The sequence below is a fragment of the Paenibacillus sp. FSL F4-0087 genome (genome assembly GCF_038020215.1).
Classification (GTDB): Bacteria; Bacillota; Bacilli; order Paenibacillales; family Paenibacillaceae; genus Paenibacillus; species Paenibacillus taichungensis.
In genome coordinates this window covers 6,204,437-6,220,610 of sequence record NZ_JBBODJ010000001.1, presented here as the reverse complement: position 1 = coordinate 6,220,610, position 16,174 = coordinate 6,204,437, and the positions used below count along the sequence as shown (strand labels likewise).

Below are 16,174 nucleotides of genomic sequence, written 5' to 3'. Positions count from 1 at the left end.
CCAGAACAACCTTCCGATCGCTGTTATCCCCAGATTTTTTTGGATTCCTTTTTCAAAGGGGAAAATCCGAGGATAAAGGCGAACGCTCCGCTTCTTCAGGTTATTTCTGTCCTCTACGTTCTTGTGTAAATGCTTAGTTCAATTTATATAAATTCCATATATATAAGAGGTACATTTCATAAAAAAGGACGCAATCAGAGAAATATTCTCCGATGCGTCCTGTTTGTATTTGCTTCAACAAAACAGTTTCTCTCAAGTCAGGGTTGGTCTACGACTGATTTTCCTCTTTATTCGCAAGGTACAGAGGCCGAAGCGCGAATACGCAGCTCCGATGGCATAATGACGGTCTGTGGTTCCTCAGGAGCCTTACCTTCAATTCGGTCGATCAGCATCTGCATGCCGATGGCACCAAAATCATAGGCAGGCTGTGCAGCAACCGTGAGAAAGGGATCAAAGGCAGAAGCCAGATCGAGGTCATCAAAACAGACGACCGAGATATCTTCAGGCACACGCAGCCCCCGTTTACGTAAAAGTCGAATGACGCCAATGGCGAGCATGTTGTTTGCTGCAAATATGGCTGTAGGTTTATACTGATGTGCAAGTAAACTGTCGATACCCACTTCATCGCTGAAATCCCGGTAGCCTGTTCGAAGGATTAAGCCTTCGTCAAAGGGCAACTCGGCTTCCCGGAGTCCCTCCATATATCCTTCTTCTCGCAGCCGCGCAGTCGAAACCTCGGAAGAACCATTAACCAGAGCAATGCAGCGATGACCCAGATTCGTCAGATATCGAATCAATTGAAGCGCCCCATCTCGGCTGTCCCCAGCGATAACGTCAGATGTGATTCCCGGGACAGTGCGGTCCAAAATAACAAACGGAATGTTACGTTCCTGCAGCTGCTTCAAGTGATTCAGCGAGCGGTCCCCTGCAGGTGCAAACAGTACACCATCGACGCGAGTAGACAGAATGGTTTCCACATAATTTTTCTCCTTGTCGTAATCCTCGTCGCTATTGCTGAACAAGAGGCGGTAACCACGCAGATTGGCAGCATCCTCAGCCCCCCGGGCCAGCGTTGTATAGAAGGGGTTGGTAATATCCGTAATCAATAATGACAGCATCTGAGTCCGTTGCAGCACAAGACTGCGCGCATTCGAATTGGGTATGTAACCAAGTTCTTCGATGACCTGTTGTACACGCTCGCGTGTAGCCGGGCTAATACGACCTGTTTGATTAATGACTTTGGAGACGGTCATGGCGGAGACGTTGGCTTTTTTGGCAATATCATAAATGGTAATCAATAGGATCTAACCTTTCCGCAACATAGTCTTTCCATTCTATAGGATAATGCCGATTGACAGCAAGATAGGCTCATGCTATCTTAGGGTTACCGATAACCCTAATCATAAAAAAGTTGATTTATTTCAGTCTAACCGCTTTTCATTTTTGCTCACATCGCTTCCTTCACACTCCATAACAGGACAGCATAACGGAGTCAATAATATAGAGCGGTTTATTTAATCAAGCATTTGTAAACGCATTCATAGTAAGAAAAAGAACTGTCCGTTGGCATGCAATGGTAGTGTATTACCTCGGGTATCGGTGAACAGAAGGAATCAAAATTCCTAAATAGCCCCATCAAATTGCATACGGACAAGTCACAAGTCATTCGTACCTATTCTATGAAACCATTGAAGGAGGACGTTTTAGTATGACACATCAGGATTATCGTTATAAACAGGCATTTCCCAAGATTGGTATTCGTCCCACAATTGACGGCAGACGCAAGGGTGTTCGTGAATCCCTGGAAGAGCAGACGATGAGCATGGCAACTTCCGTTGCCGAGCTGCTCGCAGCAGAACTTCGGTATCCCGATGGATCGCCGGTAGAATGCGTCGTTGCCGAATCCTGTATTGGTGGCGTGAACGAGGCAGCGGCAGCAGCGGAACTATTCAGTCGCTCCAACGTGGGCGTGACCATTACCGTTACACCTTGCTGGTGTTATGGAACAGAAACGATGGATATGTCTCCTTCCATTCCTACTGCGATCTGGGGTTTTAACGGAACCGAACGTCCGGGCGCAGTATATCTGGCAGCAGTACTCTCAGCCCATGCACAGAAGGGGATTCCGGCTTTTGGTATCTATGGCGAGGATGTACAGGATGGAGGAGATACGACGATTCCTGATGACGTTCGCGAGAAATTGCTGCGTTTCAGCCGTGCGGGTCTTGCCGCTGCCACCATGAAGGGACGTGCTTATCTGTCTATCGGCTCGGTATCCATGGGCATTGCCGGCTCCATCGTGAACGATTCCTTTTTCCAGGAGTATCTGGGCATGCGGAACGAATATGTGGATATGAGTGAACTGACTCGTCGTATAGAAGAAGAAATCTATGATCCTGAGGAGTATAAGCTGGCGCTAGCTTGGGTGAAGGAGAACTGTAGTGAAGGAGCGGACAATAATCCTGCCCATCTGCAGACAGATCGCAAACGCAAAGAGTATGAATGGGAAACGGTAGTGAAAATGACGCAGATCGTACGTGACCTGATGGCTGGCAATCCGAAGCTGGCGGAGCTGGGATTTACTGAGGAATCCATGGGCCACCACGCGATTGTCTCCGGGTTTCAGGGACAACGACAGTGGACAGATCATTCACCCAACGGAGATTTTTTGGAATCCATCCTGAATTCTTCCTTTGACTGGAATGGCAAACGTTCTCCTTATCTGGTGGCAACAGAGAACGACAGCCTGAATGGTGTGTCGATGTTATTTGGTTCCCTGCTTACCCATACCGCGCAGATCTTCGCAGATGTCCGCACTTATTGGAGCCCGGATTCGGTAAAACGCGTGACAGGGCATCAGCTGGAAGGAAACGCAAAGGACGGTATTCTGCATCTGATCAACTCCGGTTCAGCAGCATTGGACGGTACAGGGCAACAATCAAGAGCAGGTGAGCCTGTGCTCAAGCCTTTCTGGGGAATTACAGACGAAGAGGTTCAGGACTGCCTGAAAGCGACCTCGTGGCGCCCGGCATCTGTCGAATATTTCCGGGGCGGCGGCTATTCGGCTGATTTCCTGACCAAGGGCGGTATGCCTGTTACGATGACGCGTCTCAATTTGGTTAAAGGACTAGGGCCAGTACTGCAGGTGGCTCAAGGTTACACCGTCGATCTGCCTGAGGATGTGCATGATACGCTGGATCAACGGACAGATCCGACTTGGCCATCCACCTGGTTTGCACCTGTTCTGACGGGATCAGGAGCTTTTACTTCGGTCTACGAAGTGATGAATCAATGGGGCGCGAACCATGGCTCCATCTCTTATGGACATATCGGAGCGGATTTGCTGACACTGGCCTCCATGCTTCGTATCCCGGTGAGTATGCATAATGTACCGGAATCCGAGATTTTCCGTCCACGTGCCTGGGGGCTGTTCGGCACAAGTGAACCAGAAAGTGCCGATTACCGGGCATGCAGCGTCTTTGGACCGTTGTATCGTTAACATCCAAACGGCTAGTCGCGGAAGCAAAGGAGGCATGAGAGATGGGAACTCAAGCAACGCATGTGCTTGCTGCCGATTACGGCGCCGGAAGCGGCCGAGTAGTCCGTGGGACTTTTGACGGGAGTAAGCTCTCGTTAGAGGAAGTGCATCGATTCAGTAACGATCCTGTACACCTGGGAGACGGATTGTACTGGGATTTCCTGCGACTTTTCCACGAACTGAAACAAGGGATTGTAAAGGGCATGCAAGGCATCTCCCAACCGGTCCGTTCCATTGCTGTGGATACGTGGGGAGTCGACTATGGATTAGTGGACGGGGAGGGAAGATTATGCTTCAACCCCCGCCATTATCGGGAATCGCGTAATGCGAAGTGGATGGAAGAAGCCCTGCGCATGGTAAATGAAGAAGAGCTATATTCCATGTCCGGTGTCCTGCCACAACAAATAAATACCGTATTTCAACTGCTTGGAAGTGTGCGCGAGCACTCGGAAGGTCTGCGGCCAGATGTGCGCATGTTATTGATGCCGGATTTATTTAACTATTATCTATCTGGTCAACAGGCCAGCGAGTACACAATTGCCAGTACAAGCGGACTATTGCATGCCGGAGAGGTTCGTTGGAATGAAAAATTGATTGGCCGACTGGGTATCCCGGAGACGTTATTCCCACCTCTAGTACAGCCAGGCACGGTGCTGGGGCAGTTAACGGATGACTTGTGTGCAGAGTTGAACATTGAACCAATGCAAGTGATATCTGTAGGTTCACATGATACAGCATCTGCATTGGCAGCTATTCCTGCGACAGATTCGGAATTTGCCTTTATTAGCTGTGGCACCTGGTCTCTCATGGGCGTGGAACGCGACAGTCCTGTATTGGATAATCGTAGTCGTCAACTAGGGTTCACCAATGAGGGCACGGTAAGTGGCAAAGTGCGAACCTTGAAGAATCGCTCAGGACTGTGGTTATTGCAGGAGTGCAAACGGCAGTGGGAACGGGAGAATCAACGTTTTACCCATGAGGAACTGGTCCAGCTCGCTGATTCGGCAACTGCTCATCAATGTTATGTATCGCCCGGTGATGGGGTGTATTTGGCGCCAGGCGACATGCCAGAGCGAATCCGGCAACAGTGCAGTGCCAGCAGGCAAGCAATACCTGAAACGACCGGAGCCATTGTGCGTTGTATTCTCGAAAGTTTGGCGCTGGAGTTCAGACAGACTCTGGACGAACTGGAGCTAATTACAGGCACTCGGCCACGGGTGATTCATATGGTCGGTGGCGGTGTGCATAATCGCTTATTGTGTCAATTTACGGCGAATGCAGCAGGGATTCCCGTGATAGCGGGTCCTGCCGAGGCAACCTCAGCCGGAAATTGCATGCTGCAATTCCTGGCACATGGCGAAGTGAGCAGCTTGTCCGAGGTGAGAGAAGTTATGGCTTCTTCCTTTTCTCCCGAAACCTATGAGCCAGAAGACACCGCAAGGTGGCAGGAAGCCTACGTAAGATACCAAAACCTTAATCAAAGGTTGGCGAGTGAATCCAATTAGATGAGCATTTTATAAAATGCTAAAAAGAAAAGTCAAAGGAGTGGAGCAGAACATGTCTGAACAACAGGTAAGGGAAGAACTGACCAAATATGCCCGTAGAGCGGTTGCTCAGGGGCTGGTGGTTGGACCTGGGGGGAATCTGAGCGCACGTTTCGAAGGAACGATGCTGCTTTCGCCGAGTGGTTATGCACTAGAGGATCTGGAGCCTGAGGAATGGATCGCGATTGATATTGCGACAGGAGAGACACGTGCCGGATCAACACGTCCTTCCTCCGAGGTGTTGATGCATCTGTATAGCTATCGGGTCAATCCTGACATTCAAGCCATTGTGCATACACATCCGGCATACACCATCGCTCTGAGTCTCGTTTTCGATGAATTGCCTCATTTGTTCCCTGATCAGTCGGCACTGGTGGGAGATATTGGCTTTGTCCCTTATGTTCTGCCCACAACCAAACTTCTTGCTGATGCGGTGGCTGCCAAGGTTGAAGAACACACAGCGCTCATTCTGGTTAACCACGGATTGGTCACGACAGGTAAAAACCTGCGCGAAGCCTACTACCGCACCCAGGTGGTGGAGGAAAGCGCCAAGGTGTACATGATCGCCAAGGCAGCAGGGGAGCCTAAAGTGCTTACTCCGGAAGAATACAAGGAGATCCAATCTCTTGAAAGTGAAGCCTACCGCGTACAGCTACTCCAACAGCTCAAGTCGTAAATGAATATTTATAATTAAACGTAGTTTAAAGGTTATCTCAACAAAGAGCAGATTACGTCCTCCAGAACAAAATCTGGAATACAGGATGTGAGTTGCTCTTTGTTATTTTGGAACAAACGGTGAGTACATGGTCAGAAAAAATAATACATAGTAATTAGGTAAGAATTATTGAAATTATTGTCGATTGAAGGTATACTGTCGTTAATCATCAGTGAGTAACAACAAAAAGAACTACAATTATTTATATATGAGGAGTGAATTTAGTGGGTCCTGAGCTAAACGAATTGGAGTTGGAATACGAACTGCTGAAGCAGCTTCGGGACGCGAGCGCTCCCATCGGGGCCAGCACGTTGGTTCATACCCTGGGCAAAACGTACGGTCTAAGTCAGGCTACAATCGGAAGAAGACTTATGGAGTTGGACGTTGAAGGTTTCACGATACTGGAGGGACGAAAGGGAAGGGTTCTGACCGAACAAGGGCTGGAGCGAATCAAGATTCTGGAGAAGGATTTACAGCAAAAAAGTGTGAATTCCCAGCTCATTCAGATGCTGAACCATTCCGGTGAAAAGGCTCTGCTCGATGTCCTTGTAGCCAGAAGGGCTCTGGAACGGGAAATTGCTTCTCTGGCAGCACAACGAGCCTCAAAAGAATACATATTGTTACTGGAAGCCTCTATTGCTACCCAGCATCAATTGCTTTCCCAGAATATTATTCCTTACGAGGAGGACCGGGAATTTCACAGGTTGCTGGCTTATGCGGCTCAAAACCAGATTCTGCTGCATGCGGTTGAACTGGTCTGGGAGACAAGCCGTGATTTCCTGGAAACAGCTTATATTAGGCAAAGAGTAGGAAGTGAACTGGTTGTGGACCATCAGCGGATTTTGGAGGCAGTAGCGGCGGGCTCCCCGGAACAGGCTGAAGCGGCAATGGTGAATCATATTAACCAGATGATTGAGGATGTTAAACGATATTTCGCCATGCAGAACCTTAATATAACTTCGGATAATAACCGGTGATAAAGGAGTTGAGCTTGTGAAAACAATTTATCGATTAGGTATAGATATCGGAGGCACATTCACGGATGCCCTGGTTATGGACAATCATGGCAGGGTGATTGCGGCACTGAAGACGCCATCGATTGCAGCAACTCCTGAACAGGCGATTTTTAATGCACTTGATCAGCTCAAAGCGGGTGGAGTGGATCTTCAGGAGATTGATCTGTTTGTGCACGGAACAACGCTTGGTGTTAACACCCTAATTGAGCGTAACGGTGCAGTTTCAGGTCTGTTGGTCACCAAAGGGTTTCGAGATATTCTCGAGATTCGGAGGCTACGACTCGAGGATACTACCAATCTGTATGGTGACAAGACCGATGCGCTTGTTCCGAGACATCTCGTTAAGGAAGTGGATGAGCGAGCGCTTGCGAGCGGTAGCATACTTCAACCACTGGATCAGGAGCAATTGCTTCAAGCGGTAGACGAGCTGGTGGAAGAGGGGGTTACAGCCTTGGCGATCAGTTTCTTGCACGCTTATGTCAATCCTGCTCATGAGCAGCTCGCGGAAGAGTTAATCAGGGAACGTCATCCGCACCTGTTTCTCTGCAGAAGTAGTGCCATTTGGCCGCAGCAACGTGAATTCGAACGTACACTCGCCACAGCCATGAATGCATATGTTGGGGAACGCATGGGATCATACTTTCTGCGTCTGCAAGAAGGAATTGGCGCTTACGGTTTGAAAGCAAATTTGCTGTCCACGATGTCCAATGGTGGAATCATGACGGCGGCCAGAGCGGCCAAAGAGCCTGTACGTACTCTTCTGTCCGGACCTGCGTCCGGCGTAATCGCTGCAACGCATATTGCTGAACAGGCCGGCATTCATCAAGTCATCACGTTCGACATGGGCGGGACAAGCGTTGATGTTGCTCTCATTGATAAAGAGCCTACCTATTCTACCGAGAATAAGGTTGGGGATTTTCCAGTTATCATTCCCGCTGTCGATGTAACCGCGATTGGAGCGGGTGGGGGCTCGATTGCCTGGCTCGATTCCGTAGGTGTACTCAAGGTGGGACCACGAAGCGCAGGAGCCAATCCGGGTCCAGTCTCCTATCATCGTGGGGGAGAAGAGCCAACAACGACGGATGCCTATCTGCAACTGGGCATTTTGCAGGCTGATCGATTCCTTGGTGGACAGATGCGTCTCTATCCCGAGCTTGCAGGACGTGCTCTGGGCAACCTTGGCGAACGTCTGGGACTAAGTCCCACGCAAACTGCACAGGCCATTATTGATGTGGCCACCGCCAATATGTATGCCCAGTTCTCTCCGCTCATGGCACGTAAGGGTGTTGATCCCCGTGACTTTACGTTGCTCGCCTATGGTGGAGCTGGGCCGATGCATGCTTTTCTCATGGCGCGTGAAGTAGGCATCCGCCGAGTGCTGATCCCGCCATCTCCAGGAACACTTTGTGCTATGGGCTGCACGGTTGCCAACCTTCGCAATGATTTCGTTCATACCTTGCATAAGAGCAGTCAGACACTTGAGCCTGGTGAGTTATCGACTCTTTACACCAGACTGGAGGATCAAGGGCGTAGTTGGGTTGAGGAGGAAGCACGCGGAGGAGTGAAACTGGAACATATCTATTGCTTGTATAGTGCCGACATGCGTTACGAAGGTCAGGCCTTTGATTTGGAGGTTACGCTCACATCCGATGAAATCGCCGATCCTGAGAAAGCAAGGAACAAATTCCATATGTACTACCAAAATGTGTTTGGCATCAGCCAGCCGGAAGCTGATGTGATGTTCGTTAGTCTGAGAGCGACCATTGTTGGCATCCTGCCTACCCAAAGCACCGCGTCTCCGGCAGAGTTGCCATTCGATGAGAGTGAAGCAGAAGAACGAATCATCACTTTCGACCACGCACAGCGAATAGCAAAAGTTCTGAAGAGGGGACAGATACCATTGAATATGCCCATCCACGGGCCCATTATTGTGGAGGAATATGATACAACCATTTTCATCCCGCCTGGCTTTACGGTATACCGGGATGGTTACGGAAATGTGATTGGGGAGGTGGAGCAATGATTGGCGACAAGGTTTTTCTTGAAATTTTCAACAACCGGATTCAGGCTGCGGTAGAGGAAATGGCCAATGTCGTGCTGCGCACAGGATTCACCGCTTTTGTTAAAGAAACGGGCGATTTTGGAACCTACCTCTTGTCACCCTCCGGGGAAACGTTTGGGTCGCCATTGGAGACGGGTTACAATCTGTCCCTCGGCATCCCCGCAGCGGCGACCATAAACAGCATTACAGATTGGAAGGAAGGCGATCTGGTTATCTGTAATGATCCTTATTCCACCAAAGGCATGGTGACACATCTACCGGATGTCCATCTGATCAAGCCCTACTTTCACAAAGGAGAAATCATCGCATACGGCATGTGCTTCGTTCATTCATCCGATGTAGGTGGTAAGGTACCGGGGAGCGTATCTCCAAGCGCCTACGATATTCATATGGAAGGCATTCGTATTGCTCCAGTCAAGCTGTATGAAGCAGGCGTTCTTAATGAGCAAATACTTCGTATGTTTCTGGACAATAGCCGCATTCCGGAGCAAAATCTCGGTGATCTCAAGGCACTGATGGCAGCCTTGAATCGGGGGGAGCAGCGACTAGAAGAGCTTATCGGCCGCTACGGTGTAGAGCGAATTCAGCAGGGCATTGAGCATTTGCTGGAATACGCTGAGTTGAAGGCACGCGCCATCGTACAGGAGATCCCGGATGGTTCGTATGAGTTCTGGGACTATCTGGAGAAAGGCCCTGGCGGTTATCCCATCCGATTGCGCTGCAAAATGACAATCGCGGGCAGTGATATTCATCTGGACTTTAGCGGGACCGACCCTCAGGTCAGAGCTTCGTTCAATATTCCTACCCACAATCAGCAGGGGCATTACATGCTGGTTCCCGCACTCATTCGTTATTTCCGTACGCTCGATCCAACGATTCCATGGAATTCGGGCATGATTCGCATGGTTCGAAATTACGCACCACCGGCTTCAGTTCTTAACCCGGAGCCGATGGCAGCGGTTGGCGCAAGAGCAGCTACCTTTATTCGGCTAATGGATGTCATCACAGGCGCTCTTGGAAAAGCTCAGGCAAGTAAGGTTCCCGCCGCAGGAGCCGGACAGGCATGCATCGTTATGATGGCGATGACAGATGCGTCAGATGGCAAGAAAAAGGTTGGCGTGATCCAGCCGATATGCGGCGGTTCAGGAGCAAGACCGATGAAAGACGGAATTGATGGCATGGATTTTGCCGTGGGTCATCTTCGAAACATTCCTGCGGAAACAGTAGAATCCGAAATGCCTGTGCTCATAGAGCATTATGGCCTTCGTGCTGATTCTGCTGGTGCTGGAACCTTCCGTGGTGGAAGCGGAATCGACCTGTGTGTCAAAATTCTTACACCAGATACCGTAATGACCGCCAGAAATATGGAGCGTATGGAGTTTCATCCGTGGGGCAGGCTTGGCGGAGGTGTTGGTACCCATGGGGAAGCTATTCTCAATGCTGGACGTGCAAGTGAACACCATCTGGGAAGAATTGATGAGTTGCTGCTCCAACCCGGAGAGACGGTGACGTTCCTGTCACAGGGCGGAGGTGGATATGGCGATCCATTTGATCGGGATCCACTGCTGGTTCTGGAGGATGTTAGAAGAGGACTGGTATCCACGGAAAAAGCTCTTGAACTGTATGGTGTAGTCATAGAAGGCCGGAACCTGAATGTGAGTGAGACCAGACAGTTGCGGGCCAATCGGGAACGGCAGCAGGAAGAATTCGATTATGGCTGGACAAGGAAACAGTTCGAGGTCATATGGACTGACGAGATGCAAGTATCGCTGAATCAGGCACTGCTCAATGTTCCGCTGGCACTCAGAGACTACCTGAAGCGTCAGACCATGGGAGTCGTGGAGGAGAATTCCCTATCCGTATCTCCACATGAAATATCAGGCATTATGGAAGGATTGCGTCAGAAAATAGGATTGCATTGATAAGGTACATGAAGGAAAAACGAATTAATTTTTGTCAAATTCAAAAAACCAACTAAATCGATGGGGGAAATTCTCATGTTTAAATCAAACAAGAAACGCTTTCTCAGTCTAGCCTCACTGACACTGGCCGGTACACTGGTTCTCTCTGCATGCGGTGGTTCAAGCAGCTCCAGCAATACAGCAGGAGGATCCGATTCTACTGGAGGAAGCGGAGACAAGGTTAAACTGACCATGTTTATCTGGGCTGGCTCCAATCAGGATGTCGTTCCAAAAGAAGTGGTAGCAGATTACGTCAAAGAGCATCCAAATGTCGAAGTTACTTTTGAAGAATCATCCAATGCAGTCATGTATCCGAAAATGGTCGCTGGCAAGCAGGCTGATCCCAACAATCCAGTTGTCAACTTTGGTTACTTCAACGCAGATGCGACAGCAAAAGGCTTGAACGATGATATGTGGGAGTCACTGGACACAAGCATCGTGACCAACATCAAGGATATCCCGGAGCAGTTTCACAAGCCTGACAATAAGGGTGTCGTGTGGGGAGTTTCGAGCTTCGCACTCGTCTATAACAAAGACCTTGTAAAAACACCGCCAACAAGCTGGAATGATCTGTGGGATAACGAGGAATTCAAAGGGAAAACGGCACTTTGGGACTACATGTTCTATTCCTATATCTCTCCACTTCTTGCAGTCAAAGCACAGGAGCTTGGCGCATCGTATGAGAATCCGGAGCCAGCATTCCAGTTCTGGGCAGATCACAGTGACCAGATCGGCACATTGGTTACATCCAATGACCAGTTGAAGGCTCTTCTGGAGTCGGGAGATGCTCTGATTGCTCCTTTCAGTGCACAGGTTGCACAGACATGGATTGACGGCGGTTCTCCACTCGCTGTAGCGTATCCGAGCGAAGGAGCCATTTCCTTCCCGTACACACTTCAGGTTGTGAAGGGGTCAACACCTGAGCAGACACGTGTAGCCAACGAAATTATCAACGAGCTGCTGAGCGCAGAGGCGCTGTCACAATATGCAGAAGCAACAGGTACACCGGTAACCAGCACGACTGCTGCCGTTCCGGACAAATACAAGGACGATCCTTCCTTCTCCGTGGAAACACAGAGCAACGGGATTAGTCCTGACTGGGATGTTCTTGCTCAAAACAGCTCTTCCTGGAAGGATCTATGGGACCGACTCGTCAAAACCAAACTTCAATAAATGATGGTTTTCAGACAAACCACGATAACGGGTTCTATTTTGAGCCCGTTATGGACGGGAGGGAAACAGAGATGAGCAGTGAACAAGAACCCATTTCCATCGAAACAAGAGAAGTTACGAAGACCTACGGAGAGCGAGCCGCGGTTAACCATGTGTCATTGCAGGTGAAGAAGGGAGAATTCGTTTCCCTGTTAGGCCCGAGTGGCTGCGGCAAAACAACACTTCTACGGATGCTTGGCGGACTTGAGCAGCCGGATCAGGGTAGCATTTTGCTGGGAGGTCGGGATGTAACCGGCATCCCGGCCTATGGTCGTAACAGCAACATGATTTTTCAACAGCTTGCGCTATTCCCGCATATGGACGTATTCAACAACATCGCCTATGGGCTAAAGGTGAAGAAGTTACCGAAAGCCGATATCAGGAGGCAAGTACATGAGATGTTAGAGTTGGTCCAGCTTGGAGATTATGGTAGACGAGCTGTTTCCCAGTTGTCTGGGGGGCAGGCTCAACGCGTAGCGATTGCTCGCGCTTTAATCAACAGACCCGAAGTTTTGCTGCTCGATGAGCCACTTTCCGCACTGGACATGCAGCTGCGTCTGGATATGCAGCGCGAACTAAAACGCATACAACGAGAGTTCGGTGGTACGTTCATCTTTGTAACGCATGATCAGAATGAAGCCATGAATATGTCAGACCGGATCGGTGTCATGCGCGCTGGCAAGCTGCTGCAATATGCTACGCCGGATGAAATCTATGAAAGACCGGCAGACAGCTTCGTAGCCAAGTTTATTGGCGATACCAATCTTCTGGCAACAAGGGTGCTTGGACAGGATACGAATGGAATCCGGGTTGAATGCTTCGGGTATTCGCTGCTGGTGAAGACAGGTGAGGACACCCCGGTTGCCATAGTAGGTGCCCGGCACTCGTTGTCCATTCGGAACGAATATATTCGACTTGGAGAGGATGCGATTCCTTGCCTGAATAAGCTGGATGGACGTGTCATAGAAGCAGTGTATGGCGGGGCAAATATTCGTTACACGATCCAGATTGCTGAGGAGTTTCTGGTTCAGGCCAGTGTACTGCATCAGCGGGGAGCCTCTCGTTTTAGCCCAGGAGAGCCGATTCGGATTGGCTTTGATCCGGAGGACGCGCTCTTGTTATCCGAACCAATGCTGCAAGATCCGGCACAGGAGGAAGGGATATGAATCGGATTGCGGATCGGATCGTGAATCTGTATTCATCCAAAAACCGCCGATGGATTACCCAGTTGCTGCTTCTGCTGCCTGCATTGGTCCTGATGGGCATCGTGTATCTGGCTGGTCTGCTTATCTTTGGCAGGTACAGCTTTGATATCTATGAAAATGGCAAGCTCATCCGGGGCTGGGAGTGGGACGCCTATCGCGCTTTTCTGTCCGATCCTTACTATTGGAAACTGATAGGTACCACGTTTCGCGTTGCTTTCAAGGTTACGCTATGGAGCCTGCTGCTTGCATACCCGCTAGCTTATTGTGTAGCAGGCCTAAAGAAAACGGGCATAAAGCAATTGTTGCTGCTGCTTACGTTTCTTCCGCTACTGGTCAGCGCAGTTGTGCGATCCTATGGCTGGCAGCTGTTGCTATCCAAACAGGGCTTTATGAACTGGCTGTTCATACGGCTTGGAATTACGGATGAAGGCTTCAGTATGATATATAACGAGACTGGTGTGGTCGTCGCACTTGTTCATATTTTTCTGCCGTTCATGGTCTTTCCGATCCTGAATGTATTGTCGCAAAGTGACGCTTCTCTAAAAGCGGCTGCTCAGGATCTGGGAGCAGGAAGCTGGCGGACATTCCTGACGATTACCCTACCTTTATCAGCGAGAGGTATTGCTAGCGGGGTACAGATTGTATTCACGCTATGCCTTACGGCCTTTACAACGCCTCAACTGATTGGTGGAGGCAGAGTCATGACACTGCCAGTATTTATTTACCAGCGAACACTGGATACCAACTGGCCGATGGCTGCGGTAGCAAGTATATTCTTGCTCATTTCTTCCATCATCGTTTCACTTTTGGTCAATAAAGGAGCGGAAATGCTGATGTTCCGTCGTTCCCGGAAGGGAGGTCAGGCTTATGGTTAAGTCCAACAGGCTCACCAAACTGCTGCTCTATATATTTGCAGGGGCCGTGGCGGTTTATCTACTATTGCCGTTGCTAATGATCGTATTGACATCTGTAGGTTCCGGATCGGCCAGTAAATTCCCTCCAGAAGGTCTTACCCTGAAGTGGTATGCAAATCTGGGAGAGCAGACTCAATTTCTCGTTGCATTCAAGAACAGTCTGATCGCTTCCACTGGTGCGGTATTGCTGGCGCTGATTACCGGAACACTTGCAGCGCTGGCTATCGTGCATTACCCTTTCCCGGGTGCTGGCATCTTAAGAGCCTTTTTTGTATCCCCAATGGTTATGCCGAAAATTACGCTTGGTATTGCGTATCTAATTTTGTTCTCCAAAATGCATATTTCAGGCGGATTGTTCGCTCTTATTTTGGGTGAAGCGGTCATCGTGCTTCCATTCGTGCTAACGCTTGTAGGCAGTGCATTGGCCAATCTGCAGCCCGCACATCGAGAGGCGGCAGCAGACCTTGGAGCAGGTCCACTGCGTATCTTTTTTACAATCACCTTGCCACAGCTTAGACTATCTCTGCTCCTTTCAGGATCAATCGCATTTGTCTTCACTTTTGATCAGGTAGAGGCTGCATTGCTGTTGCTTCGTCAGGACAGCTACACACTACCGATACAACTGTTCCTGTATATGGAGAAGTGGCAGGACCCGACGATCGCGGTTGTATCTGTCGTACTTATCGCTTTTGCACTAGCCTTGTTCATGATCATCAAGCTGGTACTGCGCTCAGTACCCGGACTTGAGAGTTTGTTTGGGGGCAGGAAAAACAAAAGGAGGACTGAATCATGAACAATTCACTTCATATATCCCATAGCTCGGGTCTAAACCGGGACCGAGCGGAAGATGTAATGAAAACTCAGGGACTTAGTGCCCTGATCGCAACCACACCGGAAAATATTCACTATGTCATCGGCTCCCAGCTACGCGCGAGCAACTGGACCATGCAGATTTACGCCATTCTACCTGCCGACCGATCCGCTCGGCCATGTATCGTCATCCCGACGAATCGTTTGGGCGTTGTGGCTCAATTCGGTATCACGGGAGTAGATATATTTGCCTACAGTGACTTCTTCGTGGAAGGTTCGATCGAAGGCAAACCTTCTACGGATGATATTGATCTGTTCTACTCTCTGCTACAAACGACAGTCATTCATCCGGGGCCGATAGAAGCGCTTAAAGCTGCACTGAAACAGCTCGACATCGAGAATCAACCGATTGGGATCGATGAGATGCGAATTGCTCCTGAACTTTTGGCACGGGTCAAGGAGGATGCTCCTCAAGGAGCGGTTGTTCACGCGTACAAGCTATTTCGTCAAATCCGCTTGGTTAAGACACCTTTCGAGATTGAGCAGCTCCGACAGGCTGCCCAAGTAAATGAGAGAATTGAGCAAGAGCTGATTGATCTGATCGCAGCCGGTGTTCATGAGAAGCAGCTTGCCGACCATTATCGGCTGTCTGTGATGAGAGCAGGCGGGACACCTGCAATGACTGCGGTAGGGGCGGGTCCGCGCAGTGCGCTGCCGCTCATCGAAAATTATTTTCATACCATCGAGTCAGGAGATCAGATCCGCTTTGATCTGTGCTTGCAGTTGGAAGGGTACTGGGGAGATACAGGACGTACCGTTGTAGCAGGAGAGCCAACTCCCTGGATGACAAAGCATTTTAATGCTGTAAAAAGCGGATGGGAGACTGCACTTGAAACCGTACGTCCTGGCGTCAAGGCTTCCGACGTATTTCATGCGGCTGTGTCTCGCGTGCAACGTGAGGGAATTCCTCATTACCGACGCCAGCATGTTGGTCATGCCATTGGCTTGGAACTGTACGACGACATGACTCTCTCTCCTGGTGACCAGCGCATACTGGAGCCTGGCATGGTACTGTGTGTGGAGGTGCCATATTATGAGCTCGGCGCTGGTGGCTTCCAAATCGAGGATACGGTTGTTGTAACTCCAGATGGATATGAGTTTTTGACTCATATGGAGCGTAAACTGTTCATTAAATAA

12 protein-coding genes are annotated in these 16,174 nt (G+C 49.7%); 11 read left to right on the top strand and 1 reads right to left on the bottom strand.

Annotated elements, in window-relative coordinates:
* Positions 1–287: 287 nt before the first annotated feature.
* Complete coding sequence (locus tag MHB84_RS28270; protein WP_076288658.1) at positions 288–1,298, bottom strand: LacI family DNA-binding transcriptional regulator; 1,011 nt, start codon at positions 1,296–1,298, stop codon at positions 288–290.
* Positions 1,299–1,708: 410 nt separating this feature from the next.
* On the opposite strand from MHB84_RS28270, the gene MHB84_RS28265 reads away from it, so the two are divergent.
* The 11 genes from MHB84_RS28265 (at position 1,709) to MHB84_RS28215 (ending at position 16,174) form a co-directional block, all read left to right on the top strand.
* Positions 1,709–3,499: an L-fucose isomerase gene (locus MHB84_RS28265; RefSeq protein WP_076288659.1), complete on the top strand. Its 1,791-nt coding sequence runs from the start codon at positions 1,709–1,711 to the stop codon at positions 3,497–3,499.
* A 41-nt stretch (positions 3,500–3,540) separates the two neighbouring features.
* Positions 3,541–5,043 (top strand): rhamnulokinase, encoded by a 1,503-nt coding sequence (locus MHB84_RS28260; protein ID WP_076288660.1) that lies wholly within the window; start codon positions 3,541–3,543, stop codon positions 5,041–5,043.
* A gap of 52 nt (positions 5,044–5,095) precedes the next feature.
* Complete coding sequence (locus MHB84_RS28255; protein WP_076288661.1) at positions 5,096–5,758, top strand: class II aldolase/adducin family protein; 663 nt, start codon at positions 5,096–5,098, stop codon at positions 5,756–5,758.
* 263 nt (positions 5,759–6,021) lie between these two features.
* Entirely contained in the window at positions 6,022–6,774 is a 753-nt protein-coding gene (locus MHB84_RS28250; RefSeq protein ID WP_143764626.1) for an FCD domain-containing protein, read from the top strand.
* A gap of 16 nt (positions 6,775–6,790) precedes the next feature.
* Positions 6,791–8,836, top strand: a complete 2,046-nt coding sequence (locus tag MHB84_RS28245; protein ID WP_076288663.1) for a hydantoinase/oxoprolinase family protein — start codon at positions 6,791–6,793, stop codon at positions 8,834–8,836.
* Positions 8,833–10,797 (top strand): hydantoinase B/oxoprolinase family protein, encoded by a 1,965-nt coding sequence (locus MHB84_RS28240; protein ID WP_076288664.1) that lies wholly within the window; start codon positions 8,833–8,835, stop codon positions 10,795–10,797. Before MHB84_RS28245 ends, MHB84_RS28240 begins: the two co-directional genes overlap by 4 nt.
* Positions 10,798–10,872: 75 nt before the next feature.
* The gene (locus MHB84_RS28235; protein WP_076288665.1) at positions 10,873–12,009 is read left to right on the top strand and encodes an ABC transporter substrate-binding protein; all 1,137 of its coding nucleotides are present in this window, start codon (positions 10,873–10,875) and stop codon (positions 12,007–12,009) included.
* A gap of 71 nt (positions 12,010–12,080) precedes the next feature.
* Entirely contained in the window at positions 12,081–13,214 is a 1,134-nt protein-coding gene (locus MHB84_RS28230) for an ABC transporter ATP-binding protein (RefSeq protein WP_076288666.1), read from the top strand.
* Positions 13,211–14,128: an ABC transporter permease gene (locus tag MHB84_RS28225; protein ID WP_076288667.1), complete on the top strand. Its 918-nt coding sequence runs from the start codon at positions 13,211–13,213 to the stop codon at positions 14,126–14,128. Before MHB84_RS28230 ends, MHB84_RS28225 begins: the two co-directional genes overlap by 4 nt.
* On the top strand, positions 14,121–14,960 hold the full coding sequence (locus tag MHB84_RS28220; RefSeq protein ID WP_076288668.1) for an ABC transporter permease: 840 nt from the start codon (positions 14,121–14,123) through the stop codon (positions 14,958–14,960). The genes MHB84_RS28225 and MHB84_RS28220 overlap by 8 nt, the downstream gene beginning before the upstream one ends.
* A complete protein-coding gene (locus MHB84_RS28215) occupies positions 14,957–16,174 on the top strand; it encodes a M24 family metallopeptidase (RefSeq protein WP_076288669.1) in 1,218 nt (405 codons plus the stop codon). Before MHB84_RS28220 ends, MHB84_RS28215 begins: the two co-directional genes overlap by 4 nt.

Excerpts from the sequence above, each read along its gene's own strand:
- MHB84_RS28265 (WP_076288659.1), top strand. The coding sequence starts at position 1,709 with ATGACACATCAGGATTATCGTTATAAACAGGCATTTCCCAAGATTGGT.
- MHB84_RS28260 (WP_076288660.1), top strand. The coding sequence starts at position 3,541 with ATGGGAACTCAAGCAACGCATGTGCTTGCTGCCGATTACGGCGCCGGA.
- MHB84_RS28255 (WP_076288661.1), top strand. The coding sequence starts at position 5,096 with ATGTCTGAACAACAGGTAAGGGAAGAACTGACCAAATATGCCCGTAGA.
- MHB84_RS28240 (WP_076288664.1), top strand. The coding sequence starts at position 8,833 with ATGATTGGCGACAAGGTTTTTCTTGAAATTTTCAACAACCGGATTCAG.
- MHB84_RS28235 (WP_076288665.1), top strand. The coding sequence starts at position 10,873 with ATGTTTAAATCAAACAAGAAACGCTTTCTCAGTCTAGCCTCACTGACA.
- MHB84_RS28230 (WP_076288666.1), top strand. The coding sequence starts at position 12,081 with ATGAGCAGTGAACAAGAACCCATTTCCATCGAAACAAGAGAAGTTACG.
- MHB84_RS28225 (WP_076288667.1), top strand. The coding sequence starts at position 13,211 with ATGAATCGGATTGCGGATCGGATCGTGAATCTGTATTCATCCAAAAAC.
- MHB84_RS28220 (WP_076288668.1), top strand. The coding sequence starts at position 14,121 with ATGGTTAAGTCCAACAGGCTCACCAAACTGCTGCTCTATATATTTGCA.
- MHB84_RS28215 (WP_076288669.1), top strand. The coding sequence starts at position 14,957 with ATGAACAATTCACTTCATATATCCCATAGCTCGGGTCTAAACCGGGAC.